Origin of the sequence: Tolypothrix tenuis PCC 7101 (assembly GCF_963874875.1) — a bacterium.
Lineage (GTDB): Bacteria > Cyanobacteriota > Cyanobacteriia > Cyanobacteriales > Nostocaceae > Aulosira > Aulosira tenue.
In genome coordinates this window covers 257,561-284,411 of the sequence record NZ_CAWNJS010000001.1, presented here as the reverse complement: position 1 = coordinate 284,411, position 26,851 = coordinate 257,561, and the positions used below count along the sequence as shown (strand labels likewise).

Here is a 26,851-nt window from a genome sequence, read left to right as displayed (position 1 = left end):
CCAATTACCGATTACCAATTACCCATTACCAAATTCTTATGCAACTCGCCAAAAATACTCACAATCAAAGTCAGGTTAATAAATTACTAAAGCAAAAAGCAGATGATTTTCTGGTAATTGAAGGTGTCAGCAAAATATATCCTACTCCCGAAGGCCCATACACCGTATTGGATGGCGTTGACCTGAAAGTTCGGGAAGGGGAATTTGTTTGTATTATTGGTCACTCTGGTTGTGGTAAATCTACGCTGCTCAATATGGTAGCTGGATTTAACACTCCCAGCGAAGGTATTGTTCTCTTGCAAGACCAACCAATCACGGAACCCGGCCCAGACCGGATGATGGTTTTTCAAAACTACTGTCTCCTACCTTGGTTGAGTGTATTTGATAACGTTTACTTGGCGATTGATTCAGTATTTCCCAAAAAGTCCCAAGCCGAAAAAAGAGCGATCGCTAGAGAACATTTAGCAATGGTGGGACTCACAGAAGCGGCTGACAAAAAGCCCAGCCAAATTTCTGGCGGGATGAAACAGCGAGTTGCGATCGCCCGCGCCCTCTCAATTCGCCCCCAAGTTTTGATTCTCGATGAACCCTTTGGTGCGTTAGACGCAATTACCAAAGAAGAATTGCAAGAGGAATTGCTGCAAATTTGGCGAGAGCATCAAGTTACTGTATTAATGATTACCCATGATATTGATGAAGCGCTGTTTCTCGCAGACAGAGTAGTGATGATGACTAACGGGCCTGCTGCTCAAATTGGCGAAATCTTAGAGGTTCCCTTTGCCCGCCCCCGCAATCGTCGCCGCATTATGGAAGACCCAGAATATTACAACCTCAGAAACTACGCTCTAGACTTCCTCTATCGCCGCTTTGCTCATGATGATGAGTAAAAACTCGGTAAGCTTAAGTATTTATTTACTCTAAAAATATCCCCTGGTGCTTCAAAATCCTAGACAAATGTCCTGACAACGAACTTATTTATCCGCTTCACAAAGGAAGATTGCAATGCTTAAAGGATTATTTTCATTCAGGGATCGTTATCGCATCTTACATCAGACGTGGTTTGCCTTTTTTCTCACCTTTGTCTGTTGGTTCAACTTTGCTCCCTTTGCAACCACGATTGGTAAGGAATTACATTTAGTACCTGAGCAAATTAAGACTTTGGGCATTTGTAATCTGGCTTTAACAATTCCAGCGCGGTTAATTATTGGGATGTTGCTGGATCGTTTTGGCCCGAGAATCACCTACTCAATACTATTGATGTTTGCTGCTGTTCCTTGTTTAGCAACAGCGCTGTCACAAGACTTTCATCAATTAGTCATCAGTCGTTTACTGATGGGAATTGTTGGTTCTGGGTTTGTCGTCGGTATCCGCATGGTAGCGGAATGGTTCCCGCCTAAAGAGATGGGACGTGCTCAAGGTATCTATGGCGGTTGGGGTAACTTTGGGGCTTTTGGTGCAGAGTTCGCCCTACCAATGATTGCTGTGGCGACAGGCTTTTTAGCTGATGGTGGTTCCAACTGGCGATTAGCGATCGCACTCACTGGGATAATTGCTGCTATCTATGGCGTAATTTATTACAACACTGTTCAAGATACACCTGCTGGCAAAGTTTACAAGAAACCCAAGAAGAATGGTGCTTTGGAAGTCACCAGCGTGAAAAGCTTCTGGGCGATGATTGCGTCAAATTTTGGTTTAATTTTCGCTTTGGGTTTACTAGCTTGGCGGCTGGAACAAAAGAATATTCACTTCCTCAATCAAACCCAAATGTATTTAACTTGGTTGGTGTTAGCAGGATTATTTGCTTACCAAACTTACAAAGCTTACCAAGTTAACAAAGACTTACTGATTGGCAAAAAAACTTACCCTGCGGCTCAACGCTATCAATTTAGTCAAGTTGCTTTACTCGAGTTCACCTACGTTACTAACTTTGGTAGCGAACTCGCAGCAGTATCAATGCTACCAGCATTTTTTGAGAAAACCTTTGCTTTAGAACACGTGGTAGCTGGAATGATTGCTGCTACCTATCCCTTCCTCAACTTAGTTTCCCGTCCTAGCGGTGGTTTAATTTCCGATAAATTTGGTTCCCGCAAATGGACAATGACAATTATTAGCGCTGGTATTGGTGTTGGCTATTTAATGGCACATTTTATTAATAGCAGCTGGCCAATTCCCTTAGCGATCGCAGTCACGATGTTCGCCGCTTACTTTGCTCAAGCTGGCTGTGGTGCAACATACGGTATTGTCCCCATGATTAAAAAAGAAGCTACCGGACAAATCGCTGGGAATGTCGGTGCTTACGGTAATTTTGGTGGCGTAGTCTATCTGACAATTTTCAGCTTAACGGACGCATCAACACTGTTTACCACAATGGGTATCGCCGCCTTAATTTGCGCTTTTATGTGCGGCTTCTTCCTCAAAGAACCTCAAGGTTCCTTTGCTGGTGCTTATGAAAGTGAATCAACCGAAACAGTAGCACCATCCGCACCAATTTTGGCTGAAGAATAAGCTAATGGTGGTCTATCGTATTAATTTTGCACCTTATTCATTTCTCTTCCTCTTTGTCTTCCTTTGTGTACTTCGCGCCTTTGCGGTTCGTTTCTCAACCCCTCAAACTTTTGCGACGCTACTCTGTATCTCTATCACATTAACCTCCGCCTTCCTTTGCGTTTAAATCCTAACCTCCCACAACTACCATGAGTGAATTTACCAAAACCCTATGTCCATACTGCGGTGTTGGCTGCGGGCTGGAAGTTTCGCCCCCAGCACAACACGGTAAAGCGACTAATCGGGATAGTCAAGGAACTCCAATTTGGCGGGTACGGGGCGATAAAGCGCACCCATCTAGCCAAGGTATGGTTTGTGTGAAAGGCGCGACAATTGCTGAGTCTTTAGATAAAAATCGACTGCAATATCCAATGATTAGAGAATCATTGGATCAAGATTTTCGTCGCGCCAGTTGGGAGGAAGCTTTTGATTTAATTGCGAAGCGGATTCAAACAGTACGCTTCACTCAGGGGCCAGAAGCTATATGTATGTATGGTTCTGGACAGTTTCAAACTGAAGATTATTATATTGCTCAGAAACTCATGAAAGGTTGTCTGGGCAGTAATAATTTTGATGCAAATTCGCGTTTATGTATGTCTAGCGCCGTGGCTGGCTACATTCAAAGCTTTGGCGCAGATGGCCCTCCCTGTTGCTATGAAGATTTAGAGTTAACTGACTGTGCATTTTTAATTGGGACTAACACCGCCGAATGTCATCCCATAATTTTTAATCGACTGGAGAAATATCGCAAAAAAAATCGCAAAGTCAAATTGATTGTGGTCGATCCCCGGCGCACACCCACCGCAGAAAATGCTGATTTACATTTAGCGATTCGCCCAGGTACAGATATTGACTTATTAAATGGTATCGCCCACTTGTTGATGCGCTGGAATCAGATAGATGTGGGATTTATTGATGACTGTACTAGTAACTTTCCCGCCTATGCAGAAGTGATTCGTCACTATTCTCCAGATGTGGTGGCGCATCGCTGCGGAATTAGCGTTGCAGATTTAGAAACCGCAGCGCGCTACTGGGGACAATCTCAAAGAGTGTTGTCTATGTGGTCGATGGGGATAAATCAATCAAGTGAAGGTACAGCAAAGGTCAGAACTATTATTAATCTGCACCTGATGACGGGACAGATTGGTAAACCCGGTTCCGGCCCTTTTTCTTTAACCGGTCAGCCAAATGCAATGGGGGGAAGGGAAGCTGGCGGTTTATCGCATTTGTTACCCGGTTATCGCTTGGTGAAAAATCCCCAGCATCGCGCAGAAGTAGAAAATTTTTGGGGACTGAAGCCAGGACAGATTTCTTCTGAACAGGGGATGACGGCTTGGGATATGATTACTGGCTTAGAAAATGGCACAGTCGGGTTACTGTGGATTGCTGCAACTAATCCCGCCGTCAGTATGCCAGATTTGGAACGGACGAAGAAAGCATTGTTGCGATCGCCTTTCACAATTTACCAAGATGCCTACTATCCCACAGAAACCTCTGCCTATGCTCATGTGCTGTTACCTGCTGCACAGTGGAGCGAAAAAACTGGCGTAATGACCAATTCTGAACGCCGAGTAACTCTGTGTCCAGCATTCCGTTTTCCTTGGTGGGAGGCGAAAGCCGATTGGGAAATTTTTGCGGAAGTTGGACGGCGATTAGGTTTTACCAAAGAATTTGCCTTTGCTAACTCTGCTGAAGTCTACGCCGAATTTGTCCAACTCACACGCGATCGCCCCTGCGACATGACGGGTATGAGTCACGAGCTATTGCAAACACAAGGCCCCACCCAATGGCCTTTTCCCTCCAATAATGCTGAGTCGCCTGTCGATACTCAGCACTCAAAAAGGCTTTATACAAATTTACGCTTTCATACCCCCGATGGTAGGGCGCGGTTTGGTGCATATCATTCACGGGGTTTGGCGGAACCGCCAGATCCTAATTATCCCTTTGTGCTAACTACTGGGCGGTTGTACGGACATTGGCACACTCAAACCCGTACTGGTCGCATTGAAAAAATTCGCGCTATGCACCCGGAACCGTTTATTGAGATTCATCCCCGTGACGCGGCTAGTTTGGGAATTACAGATAACCAGTGGTTAGAAGTGCGATCGCGTCGAGGTAAAGCGAAATTTCCTGCCAAAATTACCAAAGCGATCGCACCTGGTACAGTGTTTGTCCCTATGCACTGGGGGGCGCTATGGGCCGATGAAGCTGAAGCGAATGCACTCACTCATCCAGAATCTTGTCCCGATTCTCTACAACCAGAACTAAAAGCTTGTGCTGTGGATCTAACACCGATTTCTGCAGAAATTACACTCAAAAATTATCAACTCCAGTCCTCACAATGGTAAGCTGCTAAATAGATAACTCAACAGTAAGTTGATAATTTAACCTATAGTTAATAGTCAATAGTTATGATTATTTTTTCTAATCCTATAGATAAATCTATAGGATTTTTATTTTATATTTTGACTGTTGACTTGGGACTAATAGGCTGGGGATAAGAGTCATTAACCGCCAATATATGCCAATAATAGCTGAAATAATTAGTTGAAATTTGTGCTTTTTTATAACACAAATTACTTAATATCAAGCGTTGTGAAAATTTAAAAGTTACATAGGGTGTAGTAGATGAAAAAGATTCTTAAACAAGTATTAGATACTACAAACTTAAAAAAGGATTACGAGAAATGGATTGCTAAATATGATTATCAATCGATTTTTCAGAATCGCAAATCAAAAATCCGCAATCCCAAACCAGAGAAGATGCAGGATGAGAAATTTATGCACTTCATTGAAAACATTGAGGTGCTAGTTTCTAAAGTACTATCTTTGTTTATGGTCGTGGTAATTTTAGCCGCCATCTGGGATTTGGCTGTTTTTCTAATTAAAGAGTTATTTGACGTACCTTATGGCACCTTTAACACAACTTTATTTAAAATATTTGGATTATTTTTAAATATTTTGATTGCTTTAGAAATTTTAGAAAATATCACTGCATATCTTAGAAAACACGTTGTTCAAGTAGAATTAGTTATTGTTACTTCTTTAATCGCTGTTGCCAGAAAAATTATTATTCTTGACTTGGAAAAAGTGACAGGGATTGATATTATTGGTTTAGGAGTTGCAGTTTTAGCATTATCAATTAGTTATTTAATAATTCGCTTTAGTAATTCCCGATAACTTCATTCAGAAATATATTGTAACTGGTGATTTGTGATTGGGTATTAGCAAAATGCATCAAGGCAGAAATAACCTTGAATTTTGGCTTTTGAATCTTAGCAAACACCAAACACCAAACACCAAATGACAAATAACAAATGACAAATGACAAATAAAATTTTTTTTGAATTTGAAGCAGATTTCGTGACATCCCTGCGATGTATACCTATGCAGGTGCGCTACAAACTAGATACCTGTGGTATTAAACTCAAATTATTTGATTGGAATCAAATGTCTCAAGCTGAACGTGAAGCTTTAGTGGAATTACCTTGTGATACTGAGGCAGAAATCCAATCTTATAGTCAATATCTTGAACAATTAATTTTAAACCGCACAGGTACATTACCTACAAAATTACCAATTGAATCTCATCCGGCTTGGATGGACTCTACTAATTTACCTACTAGCGTTCAAGAACAAGCTCAAGAAATTGGTATCACACTAACAACATCACAGTGGGAATCTTTAACCCCTTTAGAGCGGTTTGCTCTTATTAAACTTAGCCGTTCTGGACATGAAAATAAAAACTTTCCTAAAGCAATGGCAGAATTTAATCTGGTTTAAAAATATTGTTGAATGCGTAAGTATTATTTGAACTCCCAATTCACGCAAATCCTGATAAATATAGATTTTTCGTAGGGGTTTAGCATTGTTAAACTCTTAACCGCCTGTTTATATAATTACAACAAATTATTAAGTATAAAGAGTAGAGGATTTATCATATAACTCTTGTAGAGCGAGCATCTTGCCTACTCATGCTGTAATCTATTATATAAAATTATTTGCGTTATAGTAAAATACTATACGTGAATTTTTAACTACATAGAGCAAAATCTACGGGTACAGCACTGCTGTGACCCAACATGAATATGCTTTAAAGAGTTGAAAACAAAATCGGTGTTTAATAAGCTTTGCAAAGAAACAAAACAGAAAATGAAACATTTGCGTAATCGAACTATTCTTTGATGCAAAATAGTGTTCTCAAGTTTTGTCAGTAGTCAGTCATTTCTCGGTCTTGATTCGCAAATCATATTTTAAACTCGTAATTTAGGATTTATATAGTATGCGGGCCAAGCTAAAACAGCTATTATGGCAATGGCGCGGAGTTTTGCTAGCAGTACCCAATGTGACAGTTATTGTGATTATCCTGCGGTTTATGGGATTGCTGGAATTCTTAGAGTTGACCGCGCTAGATCAGTTTTTTCTGTTACGTCCACAACAGCCTGTTGATGAGCGCATTATCATAGTTGAGATTAATGAATCAAACATCCGGAAATTAAAAGGATGGCCGATAAATGATAACGTACTTGCTCAAGTTTTAAATAATATTAAGCAGCAAAAACCTCTAGCCATCGGTCTTGATATTTATCGAGATTTACCTTTAAATCCTGGCCATCAGAACTTAGTAAATATATTTAATACTACCCCTAACTTGATTGGAGTAGAAAAATTATCTAATACCTCTGATAGTTCTCCAGTTAAACCACCTCCAGAACTAAAAAAACTCAATCAAGTAGGAGCAAATGACTTTCCATTAGATAAAGATGGTAAGATACGCCGAGCTTTATTGTATGCGGGTTTGCCTGATGGCAACAATTTGGAAAGTTTTGGATTAAAATTAGCTTTATTATATTTGCAACCACAAGGAATTACTGAAAAACCAGCAAAAAATAATCCTAACTATTTGCAGTTAGGTAAAGGTATTTTTCCTAATTTTGAAAGTAATGATGGTGGTTACTTCCGAGCGGATGATAGCAGCTACCAAATTATTTTAAACTACCGAGGGGGAATTGATCGGTTCACAAGAGTATCTATCAATGATGTTTTAGATAAGCGGACTGCACCAGATTTGATGCGAGGAAAGATTGTTTTAGTTGGTGCTACAGCTGAAAGTTTGAATGATCTATTTTGGACACCATATAGTAGTAAATTGATTGGTGCGCCTGTACGCATGGCTGGTGTTGCAATTCATGCCAATTTAATTAGTCAAATTTTAAGTTCGGCTTTGGAGGGTCGCCCACAAATTAAGACATTAGCTGAACCCATAGAATGGTTGTGGATTTTATTCTGGTCGATAGTTGGTGCAACTTTGTGTTGGCAACATCGACATATTATTCATGAAACTAAGAAATTTTCACTTACCAATACTACTAGCAGTATTATATTAGCAACTACTTGTTTGATTGGTGGGAGTTATTTAGCTTTTCTTTTTGCTTGGTGGATTCCTATTGTACCGCCTCTATTTGCTTTAACCGGCTCTGCGATCGCAGTCACTCAGTATATTGCGCGCAGTGCTGCGGAAATGCGCCGTACTTTTGGTCGCTACGTCACAGATGAGGTAGTTGCTAATTTATTAGAAACTCCTTCGGGACTCAAGCTAGGTGGAGAACGGAAAAAAGTCACCGTTTTAATGTCTGACTTAAGAGGATTTTCTGCTGTTTCTGAACGTTTACCACCCGAACAAGTAGTAGCAATTCTCAATGTTTATTTGGGAGCAATGGCGGATGTCATCAACCATTACAACGGTACGATTAATGAATTTATTGGTGATGGTATCTTTGTCATGTTTGGTGCGCCTGTAAGTCGCGAAGATGATTCCCAAAGAGCAATTGCTTGTGCTATTGCTATGCAATTAGCGATGAAACCTGTAAATGAACATAATCAACAAATGAATTTACCAATTATCGAAATGGGAATTGGTATTCATACAGGTGAAGTTGTTGCAGGTAATGTTGGCTCACAAAAGCGTGCTAAATATTCAGTTGTTGGCAGTCATGTTAACTTAACTTCTCGGATTGAGTCTTATACAGTTGGTGGTCAAATTTTGATTTCTGAAGAAACTTTGAAAGATGCCAATACTGACCCCTATATTAACATTAGAATTGATGGACAATTACGAGTAGAACCAAAAGGAATTAAAGCTCCGATTACAATTTATGACATTGGCGGCATTGGTGGTAAGTACAATCTTCACTTGCCGAAATCTGATGACAATCTGCTGAAATTGTCTGAAGAAATTTCTGTTGAGTATACAATTTTGGAAGGTAAACACGCAGTAGGTACCATATTTAAGGGAGAGCTTGTTAAATTATCCGAGCATGGTGCAATATTGCGATCGCCTAATTCGCTGGATTCTTTAAGTAACCTCAAGATGAGATTGTTAAACGCACCAGAAATTGCGTCCGGGGAAGGCGATATCTATGCCAAGGTGTTGAAGGGATCTGCTGATGATGACAGTTATTTTCTGATTCGTTTTACAGCTATGCCTCCAAAACCAAAAGAAGTACTTGACAATCGGCTGAAATCTGAATCTAGTAGTAATAAATCAGAGCAATCAGAAAATAAGAAAAATTAAAAAATTCTCAATTTCTAAAACAAATTGAAATTGAATAAATTTTTAAATTTTTGACACCATCTTTTTACTAGTGGTTTAGACCGTGATGTTTGTCTTGATGCGGTTGACCGTCTTGAGTATTCTGATTTGTAAGCAGTTTTGGGCATCCTCAAATCTAATTCTAGTTGCGCGGCTTTATTTAAATCAGAAGTGGCTCTATACTCAAACCCTAATTGAGAGCAAACTAATCCACGATATTTGTAGGCTTTAATATAGCGAGGATTAAGGCGAATTGCACGTGTAAAATCTGCGATCGCGTCTTCATATCGCCCTTGACTGGCATTCTCCACTCCCAAATTGTAGAATGTTTCCGCATTCCAGCTATTAGTAGATACTTGGGTAGATTGTTTGGGCGCAGCTGGCTGTTCAACAGTCGTAGCTAACCCTTGAGACTTGATCAGGTTATAAGCTGCATTAATTTGTTTAATTTTTGCCTCTGCTTCCCGTTTCTGCTTTTCATCCCCAAAGCGATCGGGATGCCAAGTTTTCACCAACTGACGGTAAGCTTGCTTTACCTGTGCTTGTGATGCACCAGGTTTCAGCCCCAAAATTTCAAAAGGATAATTGATATCGAGGTGTAGATTAGATCGCTGCTTATCGTTAGACATCGGGTAAACCGAAGAAATAGTTAACCATATACATCTATGCTAGCGATTTCTAAAAATTTCTTGGGTTTTAGCTAAACACCTCATAGTCTGAGTATAAATTTCTCACTACTATCTAGTGATAACCCTGCTACAGCCATAGCAATCGCTATCACTCAGTCAGACTAGTCAATAGACATTTTTGTGCATACTGGGAAATAGCCAACATATTGAAACTATGCTTAGTATTCCCAGAAACTTTCTCGACACCACCCAAACACCCCATTCTGGTTATCACTGGGATGGTAGTAACCGCCGCTTTTTTGAAGGTTGGTATTATCGAGTTACCTTACCCGACTGTGGTGAAACTTTTGCCTTCATGTACTCAATTGAAGACCCCATCGGTAATCAACCTCACAGTGGTGGCGCAGCGCAAATTCTGGGGCCACAAGATGAGTATCTTTGCCGGACTTTTCCTGATGTGAAAAAATTTTGGGCTAGTCGGGATGTTTTAGGTTTAGGTCATTGGGGGAAAACAGATTTACCCACCCAAAGCTTCTACCTTCTCCCACAAGAGTTTGAACGCCATGTTCAACAAGGCTATCAAGCTACTGCTACTTTAAATCAAGGCATAATTAGCGACCCTGCTACAGGGAATTATTGTCGTTGGCAGTACGAAATTAAGCCAGTATATGCCTGGGGTAATCATGGAAGTCTGCAACAATCCACTGCTGGCTGGCTGTCATTTTTGCAGATTTTTGAACCCGGATGGCAAATTTTAATGGCTCATGGTTTAGCTAGCGGTTGGATTGATTGGAATGGCAAAATCTATGAATTCACCAACGCCCCAGCCTATGGAGAGAAAAATTGGGGTGGTGCTTTTCCGCAAAAATGGTTTTGGTTAAATTGTAATAGCTTCCACAACGAACCCGACTTAGCATTAACTGCAGGTGGCGGACGAAGAGGTGTGCTGTGGTGGATGGAATCTGTAGCGATGATTGGTGTGCATTATCAAGGCAAATTTTATGAATTTGTACCCTGGAACTCCAAAGTTCAATGGAATATTCAACCTTGGGGTAGATGGCAAATGCAAGCACACAACGCAGATTATGAAGTAGAGTTAATTGGAACCACAGATTTACCTGGTACGCCTTTACGAGCGCCGACAGCGCAGGGTTTAGTTTACTGTTGTCGAGATACTATGAAAGGAAAACTAGATTTACAATTGCGCGATCGCACTAACGGCAAACCTCGAATTATCCTCAAAGCACAAAGTTCTTTGTGTGGTTTAGAAACTGGTGGTGGTTCTTGGGATGATAGCTGGCAGTCTAGTTAAAACTACTGCTATCATAATAAATGCTTCGTCATTGGGGCTGTAGCTCAGTTGGATAGAGCGAGCGCCTCCTAAGCGCTAGGCCGTGCGTTCGAGACGCACCAGTCCCGTAAACAGCTTAAATCCCTGAAAACTGCTTAAAGCAAAGGTTTCAGGGATTTATTTTTTATCTTGAGACAGCTAAAATTAAGTACTTTAGTACTATTTAAAGGTTATTGATAAGCTAAATTGACTATCAAATGACTATCAAATAAATGGTATATTACTGCGAAGGTTGCGGCACGTGAGATTATTGGTAGTGCCTTGAGATTTTTCTTAATGAAGATATAATAAATAAGATATTTTTCAAATTACCAATTACCCATTACCAATTACCAATTACCAATTATCTAACTCATTTCTTTCCCATATCCTTTGTTGTATGCGTTGAATAACTGCTGATTCTTCAGGCGATAACCCATCAAATAACATTTCATATATTAATGGCAAACCTAACTCTAATTCTTCTAACAGTTCACGTTGCATAAATACATCCTGAGGCTTACCTTCTAAAACTAGCCGCCCTTTATCCATCACAAAAACCCAATCTGCCCAGCGATAAACTAAATCTAAATCGTGGGTTGCCATTAATAAAGTAGTTCCGGCTTGATGAATTTTTTTCAATGTTGCCATTAGGTTGCGAGTATGTTTGACATCTAAATATGCAGTTGGCTCATCTAATACTAATAGTTCTGGTTGCAGCACCATCACATCTGCTATAGAAACTCGCCTTTTTTGACCTAAGCTGAGATGATGTACAGGTTTTTCTGCTAAAGATGTTAAGCCAAATTCAACTAAAGCTTGCTCAACCCTTAATTGAATTTCTGCTGTCGGTAAACCTAAATTACATAAACCATAGGAAATATCTTCTTCAACAGTAGCTGCTACTAATTGTTGCTCTGGATCTTGAAATATTAAGCCAACTTTTTGTCTTAAATTACTGAGATAATGACGGTTATAATTAAAGGCTTCACCACGCCAACGTACCATTCCAGAGTTAGGCTTGTACAAACCATTAGCTAATAAAAATAGGGTAGTCTTACCACAACCATTTTGACCAATTAATGCACATTTTTTGTGTTTAGGTACTCTCAGAGTTAAACCATTAAGAGCCGATTGCTGTGAGCCTGAATATTTATAATATACTTGCTCAAATTCGAGTAAATATTCCTGCATCTTGAGACAATTGTAATGCGATTAATAATGCACAGCCAAAAATTGCTTCTATGATATATCGCGGTTGGGGACGATAGCGATGAGGATGCCATACTCGGAATTCACCTTGAAAACCGCGTGCTTCTAATCCTAAAGAGAACTGATTATATTGTTGTAAAGTTCGTTGTAATAATTGCCCAATTAGTAATGCTAAACTCTTCATACTAATGCGCCAAGTCCGGTAGCCATCACGAGATTGTTGAGCAGTCCACAACTCATTAGCTGTTCTTAACAGAATGAAAATAAACCGATACATCAGCAACAAAAGTTCTGTCAAAAGCATAGGACATCCAATGCGGCGCAGAGTTTGTAATATTTCTGTGAAAGGAACAGTTAACATTAAGAAATATAGGCAAGAAATAGAAGCTAATGCTCTGGTGAAAATTGCTAATGCTTGTTCGCTACCACTACGACTAATGTAAAAATAATATTGTCCGAGCATTAATCCTGACCATGAGTCTGGTAGCACACTGGCTGAATTAGCAAGAGAAGTGCTATTGAGTATCAGCGCTGGTAAGCTGGTTAACCAAAAAAAACTGGCGACTATTAATAGTTTCAAGTAAATGCTAGCAGGAATTTTAGCGTAGATAACTATCCAAATACCCATCCACAAAGCAATGAGAATTTGTCCTAATGGATGGGTACAAAGAGAAATTATAAGAGTAGCGATCGCAAAAATTATTTTATGCTCTGGTGGTATATGTCTGAGTCGGTTGGTGTAGGCTAAACTGTCTAGTTGCAGCGTCATTCTTGATCTCTTTGCTGTTGCGAACGTCCTCTATATAAGCCAATAGCGTAACCAATAACTCCAGCACCTAAAGCTGCTTGGGATGCAAATAATAAACTTTCTATTTCTTTGCTAGGTGGTTGAAATAAGGGTTGAAACCAAGGTTCATATCCTGGTTTTACTTGCGCGATCGCCTTTTGAGCTTCGCCATCGGAACCACCGAATTCGGCATCGCGTGCTAATATTAACGGCGCGACTGCTAAACCAATCACTGCAATCACCAAAAACCAGTTATTCCATCCCTTATGAGACTGTTTCATTAGTTTGGGGTTCCCGTTTAATTAATTTCAATAATTCTAATTCTTGAGGATTGTATGATTGTAGCCAGTTCCACACTAGGACTGTCAGCAAACCCTCACTAATTGCCAAGGGTACTTGAGTAATCGCAAAAATTCCCGCGAACTTGGTAAATGAAGCAATAAAGCCACCCACAGGTGCAGGAAAAGCTAGAGCTAGCTGGAAAGAAGTAATAATGTAAGTGAGTAAGTCTGCTAAAGCGGCTGCTAAAAATATGGCGATTCTTTGTTTACCAGTTAGCCGCATTGTCAGTTGATATACCCAGTAAGCTGCAAATGGCCCCGCGATCGCCATTGAAAAAGCATTAGCTCCCAATGTTGTCAAACCACCATGTGCAAGTAACAAAGCTTGAAATAACAGCACCAAGCTACCTAAAACTGACATCGCCAAAGGGCCAAATAAGACTGCGCCTAACCCTGTGCCTGTAGGATGGGAACAGCTACCTGTAACAGAAGGCAGTTTTAAAGCTGATAGCACAAATGTAAAAGCCCCTGCTAACCCCAAGAGTAATTTCAGCTGCGGGTTAGCTTGGGTAATCCGAGTTAGCGATCGCAATCCTAAAACAAAAAATGGTAAGGCGACTACCCACCAAAAAATTGCCCACTGCACTGGTAAAAAGCCTTCCATAATGTGCATCGCATAGGCAGGTTTAGGTAAGCCTACTATAAAATACAAGCTGCCTAATGCTAATAAAACTAAATGTAGCTTAAGGCGATTTTTTCTCATTTTGATGTTTCAGCAGATTTCAAATAGTATCCAAATTCTGACTAATTAGCTAGAGCAATTAGGACTATGCAACATAATATGATGCATAAATCTAGGTGGTAGCAGTACAACTTTACATTAGTCAAAATTGCCACATAGTTATACTGGCTACACAGCTATAGGCATCTTGACATTTTTGGTATTTAGCTACTGATAAAAGCTGGCTCAATTTTTTAAATAAATCCATAGTTGTTAAGTAATACAGTGTAGGCAATCAAAATTCGTTGAGCGATCGCTACTCTGGTATTTAACAAACAATATCCGCCGCTTTGTTGGCAGATCTGGATAAATTATTTGCAACAATACTAAATAAGACCGCATCTGTACCTCGCAGATGTGTTTCCACAATAACTAATAGGCGGGCATTCTGACTTACTCAATAAGAGATTACAGCTGCGGGACAGCGACGGATTTACACCGAACTTTCCCCCTTACGTCTGATGGGTGCTATCCATCAGAACCCATTAAATTAAGACAAAGTATAGCATTAGGGGATAATTAATAATTCGTAATTTGTAATTCGTAATTATTAATTGGAAATCTTATATATATTTACGCATATTCTTTCGATTCGTTCTCAGCTAATTCTCTCGGTTCATAGTGACGACATCCTTGACATGGGCCATTGGGATTCACAGCACAGCGAATATGTCCGGAACGAGCATTAAATTTGCAGCTAATATCGCCAACCAGATAACCTACGCCTTCTAAATAATAGCGATCGCCTTCAATCTGCCTAATTTGTCTTGCTCTCAGCCTTGAGCCATTAATAGCGGCTTGTCTCATCCTTAACCTCGTCCGTACATGAGTTTTACGGATTATCCATAAGGAGAACAGGGAGGGTAAGAAACCAATGGCGATTACCAAAAGAGTTTTTAACACTTTTTCCTTACCTCATTTTCGTGAGTGCAAATCTTAGGGCAATTTCAGCTTTGCGCTTTGCCAGTAGGATAGTTTTTCCTGACTAACAATAGCAAGTGGCACTACGACCTCTAAATTAGAGGTATCGAGTACCACTTTAATCAGCATAGCTTTTACAGTTTATTGGTTGGGCTGTAGTTGCACCCTGAGAACTTTAAGATTTGTTGATTAGGGTGATTACCCAGTACGCTTGGGTGAAGCTCATTAGGGATTGATTTTTCACTTATTAAAAAAGTCAGATCAATTGGGGGATTCTCCCCCAAACCCCCGATTGGGTGACGGTTGCGTCCCCCAAACCCCCTCCAAAATTATTGTTCTGTTTTTTTGTTGAGTAATTGGTTTTTTGGTTTTGTGATCAATTAATTTTCTTAACTGAACTGTATTTGGTTATCATCCTTATATTAGGGAAATCCCAAAAATCAATCATTTTTCTGGATATAACACTAATCTTAGTCCCCTCTGCCCCCTGCTCCCTGCCCCCTGCCTTGATTCCTTACTGCGATCGCAATTCTTTGCTACGGCTTTGCTGACGCAGTTGTTGTGCTAGCTGTTGCGCTTCTTTTTCGGCTTGAAATAAATCAATTTTGCGGGTTGTGAGAATAAATGACTCATCTGACTGTTGTCTCACCCAAGGGATAGCCAAAGGTAAATACTGACAAGTGCTTTGATGCGGCTTGCTTTTCTCTTGTAATTTGCTGGCGATCGCCTTGAATTCTAAAATCATCGCTTCTAACTGTGCAGCCATTTGATTGATGCATTGTACTTGCGATAATAAACGCTGCCACTCATCACTTATATCGTCTTTTGGCAATTGCAATGGTGCGATCGCTGTCTTTGCTGCTTTTGTGGGAAATGGCACAATTGCCAGGTTAGGTGTTGTTTTGTATTCTTTCATACTTTTTAACAAGACTAACTAGCTGTTAAGGCATTTTAACAGGTTATTAGTACAAAAATACTACTTTAATTGTGGTGAAGTTGTAAACAAAAATTACTGTGTGGAGTGAGCCTGATTTGAAAATGTAGTTTTAATACTACAAGGGTGAGAATTTTAAACTTAAAATTTGGCGTGGGGAACAAGTTAAACAATCAGGTTTAAAGATTTGCTTTTTAAATGGCAAATATTAAATTTAGTGCTGGCTTGTACGGTTGTATTCTGAATTTATCGGGTTAATAAAAATATTTTCAATAAATGAAACTGATAACATCCACAGCCAAATAAATTAATGATTGTCAAATTGATTGTACTTTCTATAATTTACTCGCCATTCTTCAAGATTGTCTATAGTTATAGATTTAGTTATGACATTGGCATCGTTACCACGCCAATCTATTTCTGGATCGGTTGTAAAAACGCCACATTCTAATTGGTCATTTCTAATATTCCAGTATTCACTAAATCGGCTTTTCAAGGTAATAACTTGGTCAAAAACCTTGTTTCTGTGCTTATTCCTTCTTTTTCTTTCGGTTGCACCTGTAGCTTCCGTGTCAATAAATTTAGTTTCTATTAAAAATAGATTACCGCGATTTGTCAAATAGACAAAATCACATTTTCCCAAATCAGTGTAATCTGCAATTGGCGATTTTTCAAATAATAATAATTCTGAGCAGGAAGGAAATAACTTATTCAGGTTCAGGAATAAATAAGCTTGTAATAGCAGTTCTTTATCATAAGGGAAAAAAAGCACACCCTCAAAAAATTTTTTGATATCTTCTTGAGTTTGAGGCTGTATTTTTCTACAATATGATACAAATTTATGTAACTCAGTTACCATCATCAAGTCTGATCTCCTTCCCCTGATTATTGCCTATATGGCATGGCATCAAAAGATACCATGCAAAAGAGGAAGTTATCATCCGCAGAAGTAACCAAAAAATTTAAATCGATTGCCGTTTGTCTAAGGCTATCTACTGTTGACGCTGTAGTAAATCGTATGTCAAGCTAGTCCAGCAATTATCAGTATAATAACTGGAAGCACATCATGAATCAAACTTGATGAAGTTCTAGTGTTGTATCTTTAACTACCAGTCAAAGGTTTAATTTGAGCTGGGAATCTCGCATTCTCGAGAGCAATCACAGCACTGAGAGAATCTTGTACCCAAAATTGCCTACCAAAGCGGACTAATTGCCGAGAATTTCCTGATTGCACAACTCCAATTACAGGGATTTTGGCTTTCTCTTTTTCGCCTGCTTGTTCCTTTAAAACATTTCTTAAGCGATCGCGTTCTTCAATATTGACTGCTTGCATGGGGGTGAGTTCGACCATAATTAGTTTTACTGTTTCAACTTGTTCAGCATCTTCCACAATAAATTGCGTTTGGTCGTCTCTGCGGTCTACTTTTCCCCAAATAATCAATCTTGCATCTACTTGTAGTAAAGAACTAATCCGTTCATAGTTTTTAGGAAAAACAACGGCTTCTGACTGGGAAGTTAAATCTTCGATTTGTAAAATTGCCATTGGATCGCCTTTTTTGGTGATTACTTTTTTCACCCCATTGAGCATGACAACTGCACAAATCATCATGTCATCTCGTTGTTCGCCAAGTTGGGAAAGATTAATTGGCGCTAGTACTAAAGACGATTGCTTAATTGATTTGAGAGGATGATCTGATACATAAAAACCTAAGAGTTCTTTTTCCATCCGTAATTTTTCTTGTGGAGGAAAATCAGAAACAGGTTGAGATTTGGGGGCAATTTCAAAAGCATTATTGCCGTTTTTACTATTTGTAGAAGCAAAGCCGCCTAATAAATCAAAAATACTGCCCTGTCCACTAGCTCTGTCTTTAGCGCGCGATTGTGCCCAATCATATACTAGGGGCAAATCTTGGGTTAACTGGTGACGGTTGGGTTGGATTTTGTCAAAAGCACCACAAGAGATCAGTGACTCCAAAGTACGGCGGTTGACAGCACGTAAATCTATGCGATCGCAAAAATCCCCCAGTGATTTAAACTCACCGCTTTCTTCCCTAGCTTCCAGAATACAGGCGATCGCATTTTGTCCCACATTTCTGACTGCGGAAAATCCAAATAAAATTTTGTCTGCTGCTGGCGTAAAATCTACCCCAGAGCGATTAATATCTGGCGGTTCAATTTGAATACCCATACTCATACAAGTGGCAATATATTTTTGCACTTTGTCAGTATCACCACTGTTAGCCGTCAACAGTGCAGCCATATATTCCAAAGGATAATTAGCTTTTAAATATGCTGTTTGATATGTGACATATCCATAAGCTGTGGAGTGAGATTTATTAAAACAATTAGAAGCTATCAAACCATTTTTAATTGCAAAATTATGGTCTTGTTCCACCCCAATGTCATAGACATTTGCTGCGCCTATAGCTCTCCGTGTAACTATTTTGACCATTTATCTATACTCCCGTCAGCAATCTATATAAATGCGTTAATTTATCAATTAATCAGGATTGTAAGCCAAACAATGCCCATACTACACAATCTATTTCACGGCGAACACTGCTATACTTTTACACGAAAATAGGGATTGGGGACTGAAAAAAGCAGAGGAGCAGGGAGCAGGGAGCAGGGGAGAAATAACTAATGCCCAATGCCCAATGCCCCATGCGCTATGCCCAATCCCCCCAAATCTGTACTAAAATCAAGGACTTGAGTCACTTAAGGAAGCAATCATGGCATCCATCCGGGAGTTGCACGAACAACTAATTAAAAAAGAACGTTCTGCTGTCGAAATTACCCAAGAAGCTTTAGACCGTATTCAAACTTTAGAACCAAAATTGCACAGTTTCTTGTGTGTGACAGCCCAACAGGCGTTAGAGCAGGCTCGTGCTGTGGATGCTAAAATCGCTGCTGGTGAAGAAATTGGGCTTTTGGCAGGGATTCCGATTGGCATCAAAGATAATATGTGTACCAAAGGCATTACCACCACTTGCGCCTCTAAAATTTTAGAAAATTTTGTGCCGCCTTATGAATCAACAGTAACGCAAAAACTGGCGGATGCTGGGGCGGTGATGGTAGGTAAAACGAACTTAGATGAGTTTGCTATGGGTAGTTCCACAGAAAACTCAGCTTACCAAGTTACAGCTAATCCTTGGGATTTATCGCGGATTCCCGGTGGTTCTTCGGGAGGTTCAGCCGCAGCAGTAGCGGCGGAAGAATGTGTTGTGTCTCTCGGTTCTGATACCGGTGGCTCAATTCGCCAACCTGCATCTTTCTGTGGTGTGGTAGGCTTGAAACCGACTTACGGGTTAGTTTCTCGTTATGGTTTGGTGGCTTACGCTTCCTCTTTGGATCAAATTGGGCCATTTGGACGCACAGTCGAAGATGCGGCAGTATTATTGAGTGCGATCGCAGGCTACGATCCAAAAGACTCCACTTCCCTAAAAGTAGAAATCCCTGATTACGCTGCTACTTTAAAACCAGACCTAAAAGCTAGAAAGAAAATTAGAATCGGTGTCATCAAAGAAACTTTTGGTGAAGGCTTAGATTCCGTTGTCGAAAAAGCAGTTACCAAAGCCATTGAACAACTGCAACATTTAGGCGCAGAAATTCATGTAGTTTCTTGTCCTAACTTCCGCTATGGTTTACCCAGCTACTACATCATCGCACCCTCGGAAGCCTCAGCTAACCTAGCTCGTTATGATGGCGTAAAGTATGGCTTACGGGTTCCTGATGCAGATAATCTGCTGTCGATGTACACTCGTACCCGCGCCAGTGGCTTTGGTACAGAAGTGAAACGGCGGATAATGATTGGTACTTACGCCCTTTCTGCTGGTTATTATGATGCTTACTATCTAAAAGCGCAAAAAGTCCGCACTCTAATTAAGCAAGACTTTGAAAAAGCTTTTGAACAAGTTGATGTCTTAGTTTCTCCGACTGCACCAACTACAGCATTCAAGGCGGGAGAAAAAACCACCGATCCCTTGAGTATGTATTTAACTGACTTGATGACTATTCCTGTCAATCTTGCCGGTTTACCAGGTTTAAGTGTTCCCTGCGGCTTCGATGAAAATGGACTACCCATTGGCTTGCAGCTAATTGGCAAAGTTCTGCGAGAAGACCAACTATTTCAAGTAGCTTACGCCTATGAGCAATCTACTAATTGGCATTTACGTCAGCCAGAAGTGATTGGTGGGTAGGGAATAGGGAATAGGGACTGGGGATTGGGGATTGGGGATTGGGGATTGGGGATTGGGGATTGGGGAACTCGGGGCCCCCTCTGGGGATAAGGGGTAATGGGGATTAGGTAGGATTATTCGGCTAATCCCTAATATTTTTATTGCATAAAGATTAAAAGATTCATAGAATCATAAACTTATATGAATTAATGTATATAATATTACTGAGATTACCTCTCATTAAAATAATTCGTAATTAAATAATTTAAGCATAAATACTTAAAATAATCAGAAATCACCAATCCTCGGATTTGGTGAAGTTTTTCATGCTGTCTTAATTACGAATTATTCGAGATACTGAGAAACTAACAAATCAGGGTAAATGAGCATAAACAGGTTGCAACTGCCATTTGATTTATTATTCAAGCTGGTCATTGGATTAGTTATTATTGGTGCGATCGCCTATTTTTGTGTATGTATATTTTTGTTTATTCAGCAAACCCGGCTGATATTTTTTCCCTCTCCAGTAATTGAAAAAACACCAGAGTTGTTTAATCTTCCTTATGAGGAAGTTTGGTTACCAGTACCGGGGCGAACTGCTAAAGGCGATCGCATCCACGGTTGGTGGATTAAACCTAAACAAACTGATACAAAATCCCATGACAAAGTTTTGTTGTTTCTCCACGGTAACGGGATCAACATTGGTGCAAATATTGCCTATGCATCTCGGTTTTATCAACTAGGATTTTCTGTATTGCTGATTGATTATCGGGGTTACGGTCGCAGCCAAGGGGCCTTTCCCAACGAAAGCAGAGTATATCAGGATGCAGCTACAGCTTGGAATCATTTAGTACAGCAACGAAAGATTTCACCCAAGCATATTTTTATTTATGGTCATTCTTTAGGCGGTGCAATAGCAATTGATTTGGCTATCAAACACCCAGAAGCGGCGGGATTAATTGTGGAAAGTTCTTTTACCTCTATTCGAGATGTCGTAGCTTACAGGAACTTGTTTCGGATGTTTCCCGTCAATTTAATCCTGACACAACGGTTTGAATCGATAAAAAAAATACCAATGGTAAAAATGCCAGTTTTATTTATTCATGGCATGGAAGATTCAAGTGTGCCGTTTTTTATGAGCCAAAAACTATATGCGATTGCGCCCGAACCAAAACAGCTAATTTTAGTTCCCAACGCTGGACATAACAATTTAGCAGATTTAGCTGGTGTGCAATATCTGCAATGGATTGATGATTTTTCAAAACAAGTTTATGTTCGCAGGTAAATCAATCAGGTAAATATATACTTTGCTAATTAATGCATAGCTGGTGAAGGATTTTCCATCAGCGAATTAATTGTGTTTGCAATATCAATACTTGTCGGTTAAGGGGAAAAAGAGAAATGGGAAATAAAAAACCTTTAACCTTTAACCTTTAACCTTTAACCCTTTCCCCAAAACCAATTTTGAGTCCAAAACGCTTACTCTGTCTTAATTTTGAATTGTGAATTTTTAATTTTGAATTCCGTCTTGCGGTACTAGGTTTTTATTCAGCTAACAACTGCGTATTACATTTATCGTGGCATAGTTACTAGCTGTAGTTTATGACCAAACCTACAGTTAGATTTAATGCTCAGTAAACCAATCACTTTGTTTATAAAAATACCTTTTCAGGGGTAGAAAATTCCCAGAGAACCATCCGGATCAGTCAGCAAAAACAAGAAGCAATTATACAGGTGGAACTACTCTTGGCTCCAGTATTGGAAGAGACTTAAACTATGACTACTACATCTGTATATTTGCTAACAATCCCCGGAAATCCTCCTATTGAAATTCCTCGCGATCAATTGCGATCGCTGCTTGCTGATATTGAAGCTGAATTACACCGTAGTAAGGTTTATAGGAATGCTTTAGGTACTTTACAAGAGTTGCTAGGGTCTTCATCTGAGCAAGCCAAGGTTTTATTTAAAGCAGTCAGTAGAGAAGCAATTGCTTTAGCATTTCAGCAATTTGCAACACATCATCAACAAGTTACAAATATCGTTCCGCAGGCAGATGTTGCTAGTATTTCTTCCAATATTGAAGCAGAAGACTCTAGTAATTTATCACAATCAATAACAAGTATTAAATCAGACATATCCGAGCCAGTAGCCAATACAAATATAGATAATTTGCCATCACAGGTAGCCACAACAGATGATGTAGTCAATAAACCCGAATCTAAATTAACTAAAAAGGTATGGAAGAAGTGGCTTAATTACAATCAGAAACCATCTACTACCCAACAACAACAACAAACACTTAATGAAGAGTATGCAATTACTTTGCGTCAAATAGGGCAACAATTTCAGGAAGCAAGAGAATTGAGAGGATGGTCTTTAATGCAACTTAAAGAACATAGTCATGTGCCAATTCATCATATGGATGCTTTAGAAAAAGGAAATATAAATCTATTACCAGAAGATGTGTTTGTTCGTGGCTTTATTCGCGTTATTGGCAATACTTTGGGGCTAAATGGTACAGCTTTAGCAGCTTCCTTACCTAAACATGAGACAGCAGCATCACAAGCAGCTTTACCTTCTTGGTGTCAGGCGCAAAAAGCGACCGGTGGATTTGGGCTGGAACTCCGCCCCATGCATTTATATGTAGGCTATACAGCCCTTGTTGCTGGCGCATTAGGAGGATTATCCTTTGTATCATCACAAGCAAACTCTGATAAAACGCTTCGTGTTGATGTGGACAGCCAACCCGCTTCATCCTTACCTAAATCAACCCAGAAACAGGAAGCTAATGCTAAACCAGGACTCAAGTCTGGTAGTACTCGCGTGATGGTTGGGCCTGATATTTCTCCACCAGAAGCACTGTAGCGCTAATACAAGCTATTGCATTCTTGTACTTTTTAAAGAATGCGATAGCGCTTTATATTATCTCCGTTAAATTATCATCCATAGCTTATTACATCTTCCACTCGCAATGAGTGTGATTACATTAGAAATAAGATTATTACTGATTTAATTTTTAATTTTAACTAAAACAGAGAAGTTTTATCTGTTATATATAAGTAAAAGCACTTAACTTACGATCAATTATTTAACTATTTAAAAGTATATATAGTCACCAATTTAGAAATTGGTGATTTTTATTTTTCATCGTAGCTTTATCTTTTATAAGGCATTAATCTATAATTTTCACTATAGGTTTCTCAATCAAAAAGCTATTGCTCTCTAGCATCAAATCTGGAAAACACTTGCTGGATAAGAAATACAAGATATTACTTATCCTAACCTTTAGAATAGCAGATATAAATATATCTAGTTTGCCTACTTAAACTTTCGATAAAATCAACATGTATAAGATGTTTTTTTTAAAACATTAAATTATATTTTGAATAGAGCTATACACTTATAACTTTAGACACACATGAATAAGCACACTGCTTTTATTTCAGCACTTGTAGTAACAACAGGTGTTGCTTTAGCAGCGACTGCAATGCCAGCCTCTGCCGTAACCTTTGGTTTCAATAACATTGCTGGTGGTGATACTGTTGGCGATCAATATAATTCCAATTTCTCAATAGATGTAAGCCAAAGTTCTACCAATACAGTTTTATTTAAATTTTTGAATACTAGTGCTAATTCTAATACTTCTGCTTTAAAGCAGTTTGTTTTCAGTGCTAATCCTACTGTATCTAGCTTACTATCTAATATGCAAGTTAATGTAGGCAATGTTGGTACTGTAAAATTCGCCAACGACATCACAAATCAAAACTCCAAAATTCAAAACTTGTCACAAAGCAATTTAGTTTCAGGATGGAATCCAATTTTTGGCGGAGGTACAGACGGTGGTAACAATAATTCAGTGCAATCAGGTGAAGTCCTAGGTGTTAGTTTCAATGGTAATTACAATGATGTCATTACTGCCCTCAAGAATGGTAATCTCAGCGTTGGTATCCATGTCGGCAGTCTTCCAAATGGAAACAGTAGTGATACTTATGTAACCAGTCTATCTTCTACCCAATCTGTGCCTGAACCTGCTACAATTTTTGGTCTGATGGCTTTTGGTATGGGTGGATTATTGACAAAGAAGAATGGCAAAAATGCTAAAAAAGAAGTCCTTCCAGTAAAAATTACAGTTTAATTTTTGGGAAAGTGAAATTCACTAATTATGTGAGTTGCCAACGGTTTTATTACATCCATAGATAGCTTAAAGATGATAATAAAAAAGTTCAACTTTGATAACCTCAGAATTTAGCCAAAGGCTCTATTGCAACACAAATATTCCCGACTTCTTTAAGAAGTCGGGAATTTTATTATTCACAAATCTTTTAACTATATTGATGCAAATCACCTCTTTCGGATCTGGCTTGGCTAATTGTGAATTAAGATGAGTCTCAATACTACTCAATTAAGCGTTTTTAACTCAAAATTTGTTTTGAGGAAAAGGTTAAAGCTTAAGAGTCTAAGTTTTTTCTTTCCCTTTTTCCCCTGAACCGACAAGTATTGATATTAATCTATCTTATCCATAGATTTTAATCATATTAGGAAGGATATACTATCTGCAATATCATAGCTCTTAATGAAACATAAAAAAATATAACAAAAAATATAATTTTGCTACTTAATTGAAATTTTTATAAATCCCATTTTAAATCAACATATTGCACAATATTCAGTAAGCAACTAGGTTTGGTCATCGATAATTTTACTGATTATTTAAAAACTAATTTTGATGTGAGTATAGATTTCTTACAAAAAAAATCCACTCTAGATGAAAGGCAAATGTCTGTAATACCTAGAATAGCAAGAAGATATTAGATGTTAATGTGAATTATAGAATAGTAAAGATACAGATATACACTCATAGCTAGAATAAAATTTCGATAAAGCTATTAGGTATACCGTTGATTTACTGAAATATACAAGATATTTTGGCTATATAGAGTTCTTTAGTTCTTTGATATATGAAAGTAGCTTCATTATTTCCTGCTCTTTTAGCTACAACTGGTATTGCTCTTGCTGCAAGTTCCATGCCTGCACAGGCTTTTAATTTGGGCGTAAATCAAGTTACCAATAACACCAATCTGAATGTTGCTTCCCAGTTTAATATTGCTGTCGATCAATTAAGTAACGGAAAAGTTCAGTTTACATTTACTAATACAGGTTCTATCCAATCAGCAATTACTGATATCTATTTTGGTAAAGGTACTAACTTCTCTAACTTATTGACTTATGACAGCATAATTAATAATACTTCCGTCAGCTTTTCTCCTTGGGCAAATCCTTCTCAACCTCCTGCAGGAGAATTTGGCTGGACATCTGCTTTTTCAGCTGATTCAGATACACCGATAGTTGCAAAAGGTATTGGACTAGGCGAAAATCTCAAGATTCTGTTTAACTTAACTCCTGGTACAACATTATCTACAATAGAAAATGGTTTTCTTCAAAATAACCTAGCAATTGCTCTGCACGCTCAAGCTATTGGCCCTAACAGCAAGAGTGATTGGTTTCAAAGCAAGCCCAATAATACTACATCAGTCCCCGAACCTAGCGCTATGCTTGGCTTAATGGCTATTGGTTTTGGCGGCTTTTTGAAGCAGAAAAACAGTCAAAATAAGAAAACAGAAAAGGTAACAGCTTAATAAAATGTGAAGAGATAAATCACACATTTAAGAATGTTACGCCTCACATCTCTATTTTGATTATTTGTTGGATTTAGTTTCCCTTTCTATTTAGATGGGGAAATTTATTTGTATTTAATATGCTTATTTCACCTTGTGAACTTCTCTAATCACCCTCATCCCTAGCCCCCAATCGCCAATTTCTATTTTTCAGCTAATTTCAGGAATCCTCTGATTTGCTTGTGTAGTCATGAATCTCGATTTTCTAAGCTTACAACTTATGAATCGCTTTGCGTCTTTGATTATCGCTGCCTCAATCGCATCTATCGCCACTTTAGCGATCGCTCAAAATACCGATGCTAGAACATGCACTCTCTACCGTACCTGCTACTATCAAACATCTAATACCTCTAAATCTGTAGTTGAGTATGATGCAGATAAAAATCTTTACAAAAGTGGGATGTTAAGTATATTTATCGTTCTTGCGGTCACTAAAATAGCAAACAACGCTTTAGAATCTTGGCTGAACAAAGCTTAAAAGCGCTTGATTGATTTTTAGATAGCTAGTAAAGGCGATCGCTAAATTAATGATTTAGGTGAGTTAATAGGACAAGTTTATTTAGTGCCTATTCAACCAAGCAATTTACAAGTGCATTGGCTCGAAGGAAATATACTGCTCGATAAAACTAAACGTTCTGTAGAAGGTGTACCAGATTATAATGCGATCGCTCGCCTAGAAAAAATCTGAATTTAGCGATCGCATTGTGCCAGTTGCGTAAGTCCTGGTTCTGTCTCTGCACCTAGTAATTTGGCTGTATCTGTCGCTCAAGAATTTGGCATTACCTTAATTGGATTTCTACGTGGGCAAAAATTTAATGTATACACTGGCTGGGACAGAATAGACGCATCCAATTGAAAATGCTTACAGCTATGATTGCGATTCTCGTGATGATCACAAGAGTAAGCTGTTACGCATTTAAATTGTATATTTCGCACTCAGGTTGTCAAAAGGAGCCAGTGCGTTGGGCGGCTTTGCCGACTTGAAGC

23 protein-coding genes, 1 tRNA gene, 1 pseudogene and 1 riboswitch are annotated in these 26,851 nt (G+C 39.0%); of the genes and pseudogenes, 16 read left to right on the top strand and 9 right to left on the bottom strand.

All coding sequences use genetic code 11. The features are described from left to right. The first annotated feature begins 38 nt into the window (after window positions 1–38). From AACU25_RS01145 to AACU25_RS01120, 6 genes are all read left to right on the top strand, one after another. Window positions 39–887, top strand: coding sequence for a nitrate ABC transporter ATP-binding protein (locus AACU25_RS01145; protein ID WP_096573529.1), 849 nt, complete (start codon window positions 39–41; stop codon window positions 885–887). Window positions 888–1,002: 115 nt separating this feature from the next. Then, window positions 1,003–2,505 (top strand): NarK family nitrate/nitrite MFS transporter, encoded by a 1,503-nt coding sequence (locus AACU25_RS01140; RefSeq protein WP_096573528.1) that lies wholly within the window; start codon window positions 1,003–1,005, stop codon window positions 2,503–2,505. Window positions 2,506–2,693: 188 nt separating this feature from the next. Then, a complete protein-coding gene (locus tag AACU25_RS01135; RefSeq protein ID WP_096573527.1) occupies window positions 2,694–4,892 on the top strand; it encodes a molybdopterin oxidoreductase family protein in 2,199 nt (732 codons plus the stop codon). 415 nt (window positions 4,893–5,307) lie between these two features. Then, on the top strand, window positions 5,308–5,724 hold the full coding sequence (locus AACU25_RS01130; protein WP_045872720.1) for a phosphate-starvation-inducible PsiE family protein: 417 nt from the start codon (window positions 5,308–5,310) through the stop codon (window positions 5,722–5,724). Window positions 5,725–5,868: 144 nt separating this feature from the next. Beyond that, window positions 5,869–6,327 (top strand): nitrate reductase associated protein, encoded by a 459-nt coding sequence (locus AACU25_RS01125; RefSeq protein ID WP_096573526.1) that lies wholly within the window; start codon window positions 5,869–5,871, stop codon window positions 6,325–6,327. Window positions 6,328–6,826: 499 nt separating this feature from the next. Next, complete coding sequence (locus AACU25_RS01120) at window positions 6,827–9,118, top strand: CHASE2 domain-containing protein (RefSeq protein WP_096573525.1); 2,292 nt, start codon at window positions 6,827–6,829, stop codon at window positions 9,116–9,118. Between the two features lie 14 nt (window positions 9,119–9,132). On the opposite strand, the gene AACU25_RS01115 is transcribed toward AACU25_RS01120, so the two are convergent. Further along, window positions 9,133–9,765: a J domain-containing protein gene (locus tag AACU25_RS01115; RefSeq protein WP_096573524.1), complete on the bottom strand. Its 633-nt coding sequence runs from the start codon at window positions 9,763–9,765 to the stop codon at window positions 9,133–9,135. A 214-nt stretch (window positions 9,766–9,979) separates the two neighbouring features. Here AACU25_RS01115 and AACU25_RS01110 point away from each other — a divergent pair, with 214 nt between their 5' ends. After that, window positions 9,980–11,077, top strand: coding sequence for a tocopherol cyclase family protein (locus AACU25_RS01110; RefSeq protein ID WP_096573523.1), 1,098 nt, complete (start codon window positions 9,980–9,982; stop codon window positions 11,075–11,077). A 33-nt stretch (window positions 11,078–11,110) separates the two neighbouring features. After that, a tRNA-Arg gene (locus AACU25_RS01105) sits at window positions 11,111–11,184 on the top strand. Window positions 11,185–11,452: 268 nt separating this feature from the next. On the opposite strand, the gene AACU25_RS01100 is transcribed toward AACU25_RS01105, so the two are convergent. From AACU25_RS01100 to AACU25_RS01065, 8 genes are all read right to left on the bottom strand, one after another. Further along, entirely contained in the window at window positions 11,453–12,289 is an 837-nt protein-coding gene (locus tag AACU25_RS01100) for an energy-coupling factor ABC transporter ATP-binding protein (RefSeq protein WP_096573522.1), read from the bottom strand. Next, window positions 12,264–13,076, bottom strand: coding sequence for a cobalt ECF transporter T component CbiQ (gene cbiQ, locus AACU25_RS01095; RefSeq protein ID WP_096573521.1), 813 nt, complete (start codon window positions 13,074–13,076; stop codon window positions 12,264–12,266). The genes AACU25_RS01100 and cbiQ overlap by 26 nt, the downstream gene beginning before the upstream one ends. Further along, window positions 13,073–13,375: an energy-coupling factor ABC transporter substrate-binding protein gene (locus AACU25_RS01090; RefSeq protein WP_096573520.1), complete on the bottom strand. Its 303-nt coding sequence runs from the start codon at window positions 13,373–13,375 to the stop codon at window positions 13,073–13,075. Before AACU25_RS01090 ends, cbiQ begins: the two co-directional genes overlap by 4 nt. Further along, window positions 13,359–14,138, bottom strand: coding sequence for an energy-coupling factor ABC transporter permease (locus AACU25_RS01085; protein ID WP_096573519.1), 780 nt, complete (start codon window positions 14,136–14,138; stop codon window positions 13,359–13,361). Before AACU25_RS01085 ends, AACU25_RS01090 begins: the two co-directional genes overlap by 17 nt. Before the next feature lie 379 nt (window positions 14,139–14,517). Then, window positions 14,518–14,657: riboswitch (cobalamin riboswitch) on the bottom strand. 72 nt (window positions 14,658–14,729) lie between these two features. Next, the gene (locus AACU25_RS01080) at window positions 14,730–15,059 is read right to left on the bottom strand and encodes a DUF6464 family protein (RefSeq protein ID WP_096573518.1); all 330 of its coding nucleotides are present in this window, start codon (window positions 15,057–15,059) and stop codon (window positions 14,730–14,732) included. A gap of 532 nt (window positions 15,060–15,591) precedes the next feature. Next, entirely contained in the window at window positions 15,592–15,993 is a 402-nt protein-coding gene (locus AACU25_RS01075; RefSeq protein WP_096573517.1) for a hypothetical protein, read from the bottom strand. 325 nt (window positions 15,994–16,318) lie between these two features. Beyond that, window positions 16,319–16,873 carry a hypothetical protein gene (locus tag AACU25_RS01070; protein ID WP_096573516.1) on the bottom strand — a complete coding sequence of 185 codons (555 nt, stop codon included), beginning with the start codon at window positions 16,871–16,873 and terminating at the stop codon, window positions 16,319–16,321. Between the two features lie 240 nt (window positions 16,874–17,113). After that, window positions 17,114–18,463 (bottom strand): helix-hairpin-helix domain-containing protein, encoded by a 1,350-nt coding sequence (locus AACU25_RS01065; RefSeq protein WP_096573515.1) that lies wholly within the window; start codon window positions 18,461–18,463, stop codon window positions 17,114–17,116. 280 nt (window positions 18,464–18,743) lie between these two features. Here AACU25_RS01065 and gatA point away from each other — a divergent pair, with 280 nt between their 5' ends. From gatA to AACU25_RS01025, 8 genes and pseudogenes are all read left to right on the top strand, one after another. Further along, window positions 18,744–20,210 (top strand): Asp-tRNA(Asn)/Glu-tRNA(Gln) amidotransferase subunit GatA, encoded by a 1,467-nt coding sequence (gatA, locus tag AACU25_RS01060; RefSeq protein ID WP_096573514.1) that lies wholly within the window; start codon window positions 18,744–18,746, stop codon window positions 20,208–20,210. A gap of 361 nt (window positions 20,211–20,571) precedes the next feature. Then, window positions 20,572–21,474: an alpha/beta hydrolase gene (locus AACU25_RS01055; protein WP_096573513.1), complete on the top strand. Its 903-nt coding sequence runs from the start codon at window positions 20,572–20,574 to the stop codon at window positions 21,472–21,474. Between the two features lie 491 nt (window positions 21,475–21,965). Continuing rightward, complete coding sequence (locus AACU25_RS01050) at window positions 21,966–23,054, top strand: helix-turn-helix domain-containing protein (RefSeq protein ID WP_096573512.1); 1,089 nt, start codon at window positions 21,966–21,968, stop codon at window positions 23,052–23,054. A 553-nt stretch (window positions 23,055–23,607) separates the two neighbouring features. After that, the gene (locus AACU25_RS01045) at window positions 23,608–24,324 is read left to right on the top strand and encodes a PEP-CTERM sorting domain-containing protein (RefSeq protein WP_096573511.1); all 717 of its coding nucleotides are present in this window, start codon (window positions 23,608–23,610) and stop codon (window positions 24,322–24,324) included. Window positions 24,325–25,147: 823 nt separating this feature from the next. Further along, window positions 25,148–25,825 (top strand): PEP-CTERM sorting domain-containing protein, encoded by a 678-nt coding sequence (locus AACU25_RS01040; protein WP_096573510.1) that lies wholly within the window; start codon window positions 25,148–25,150, stop codon window positions 25,823–25,825. A gap of 229 nt (window positions 25,826–26,054) precedes the next feature. Continuing rightward, complete coding sequence (locus AACU25_RS01035; protein ID WP_096573509.1) at window positions 26,055–26,342, top strand: hypothetical protein; 288 nt, start codon at window positions 26,055–26,057, stop codon at window positions 26,340–26,342. Between the two features lie 84 nt (window positions 26,343–26,426). After that, the gene (locus tag AACU25_RS01030) at window positions 26,427–26,552 is read left to right on the top strand and encodes a hypothetical protein (protein WP_321206625.1); all 126 of its coding nucleotides are present in this window, start codon (window positions 26,427–26,429) and stop codon (window positions 26,550–26,552) included. A gap of 39 nt (window positions 26,553–26,591) precedes the next feature. After that, a pseudogene (locus AACU25_RS01025) lies at window positions 26,592–26,720 on the top strand (formate dehydrogenase accessory sulfurtransferase FdhD); the annotation flags it as partial. Window positions 26,721–26,851 lie beyond the last annotated feature (131 nt).

Excerpts from the sequence above, each read along its gene's own strand:
- AACU25_RS01145 (WP_096573529.1), top strand. The coding sequence starts at position 39 with ATGCAACTCGCCAAAAATACTCACAATCAAAGTCAGGTTAATAAATTA.
- AACU25_RS01140 (WP_096573528.1), top strand. The coding sequence starts at position 1,003 with ATGCTTAAAGGATTATTTTCATTCAGGGATCGTTATCGCATCTTACAT.
- AACU25_RS01135 (WP_096573527.1), top strand. The coding sequence starts at position 2,694 with ATGAGTGAATTTACCAAAACCCTATGTCCATACTGCGGTGTTGGCTGC.
- AACU25_RS01130 (WP_045872720.1), top strand. The coding sequence starts at position 5,308 with ATGCAGGATGAGAAATTTATGCACTTCATTGAAAACATTGAGGTGCTA.
- AACU25_RS01125 (WP_096573526.1), top strand. The coding sequence starts at position 5,869 with ATGACAAATAAAATTTTTTTTGAATTTGAAGCAGATTTCGTGACATCC.
- AACU25_RS01120 (WP_096573525.1), top strand. The coding sequence starts at position 6,827 with ATGCGGGCCAAGCTAAAACAGCTATTATGGCAATGGCGCGGAGTTTTG.
- AACU25_RS01115 (WP_096573524.1), bottom strand. The coding sequence starts at position 9,765 with ATGTCTAACGATAAGCAGCGATCTAATCTACACCTCGATATCAATTAT.
- AACU25_RS01110 (WP_096573523.1), top strand. The coding sequence starts at position 9,980 with ATGCTTAGTATTCCCAGAAACTTTCTCGACACCACCCAAACACCCCAT.
- AACU25_RS01100 (WP_096573522.1), bottom strand. The coding sequence starts at position 12,289 with ATGCAGGAATATTTACTCGAATTTGAGCAAGTATATTATAAATATTCA.
- cbiQ (WP_096573521.1), bottom strand. The coding sequence starts at position 13,076 with ATGACGCTGCAACTAGACAGTTTAGCCTACACCAACCGACTCAGACAT.
- AACU25_RS01090 (WP_096573520.1), bottom strand. The coding sequence starts at position 13,375 with ATGAAACAGTCTCATAAGGGATGGAATAACTGGTTTTTGGTGATTGCA.
- AACU25_RS01085 (WP_096573519.1), bottom strand. The coding sequence starts at position 14,138 with ATGAGAAAAAATCGCCTTAAGCTACATTTAGTTTTATTAGCATTAGGC.
- AACU25_RS01075 (WP_096573517.1), bottom strand. The coding sequence starts at position 15,993 with ATGAAAGAATACAAAACAACACCTAACCTGGCAATTGTGCCATTTCCC.
- AACU25_RS01070 (WP_096573516.1), bottom strand. The coding sequence starts at position 16,873 with ATGATGGTAACTGAGTTACATAAATTTGTATCATATTGTAGAAAAATA.
- AACU25_RS01065 (WP_096573515.1), bottom strand. The coding sequence starts at position 18,463 with ATGGTCAAAATAGTTACACGGAGAGCTATAGGCGCAGCAAATGTCTAT.
- gatA (WP_096573514.1), top strand. The coding sequence starts at position 18,744 with ATGGCATCCATCCGGGAGTTGCACGAACAACTAATTAAAAAAGAACGT.
- AACU25_RS01055 (WP_096573513.1), top strand. The coding sequence starts at position 20,572 with ATGAGCATAAACAGGTTGCAACTGCCATTTGATTTATTATTCAAGCTG.
- AACU25_RS01050 (WP_096573512.1), top strand. The coding sequence starts at position 21,966 with ATGACTACTACATCTGTATATTTGCTAACAATCCCCGGAAATCCTCCT.
- AACU25_RS01045 (WP_096573511.1), top strand. The coding sequence starts at position 23,608 with ATGAATAAGCACACTGCTTTTATTTCAGCACTTGTAGTAACAACAGGT.
- AACU25_RS01040 (WP_096573510.1), top strand. The coding sequence starts at position 25,148 with ATGAAAGTAGCTTCATTATTTCCTGCTCTTTTAGCTACAACTGGTATT.
- AACU25_RS01035 (WP_096573509.1), top strand. The coding sequence starts at position 26,055 with ATGAATCTCGATTTTCTAAGCTTACAACTTATGAATCGCTTTGCGTCT.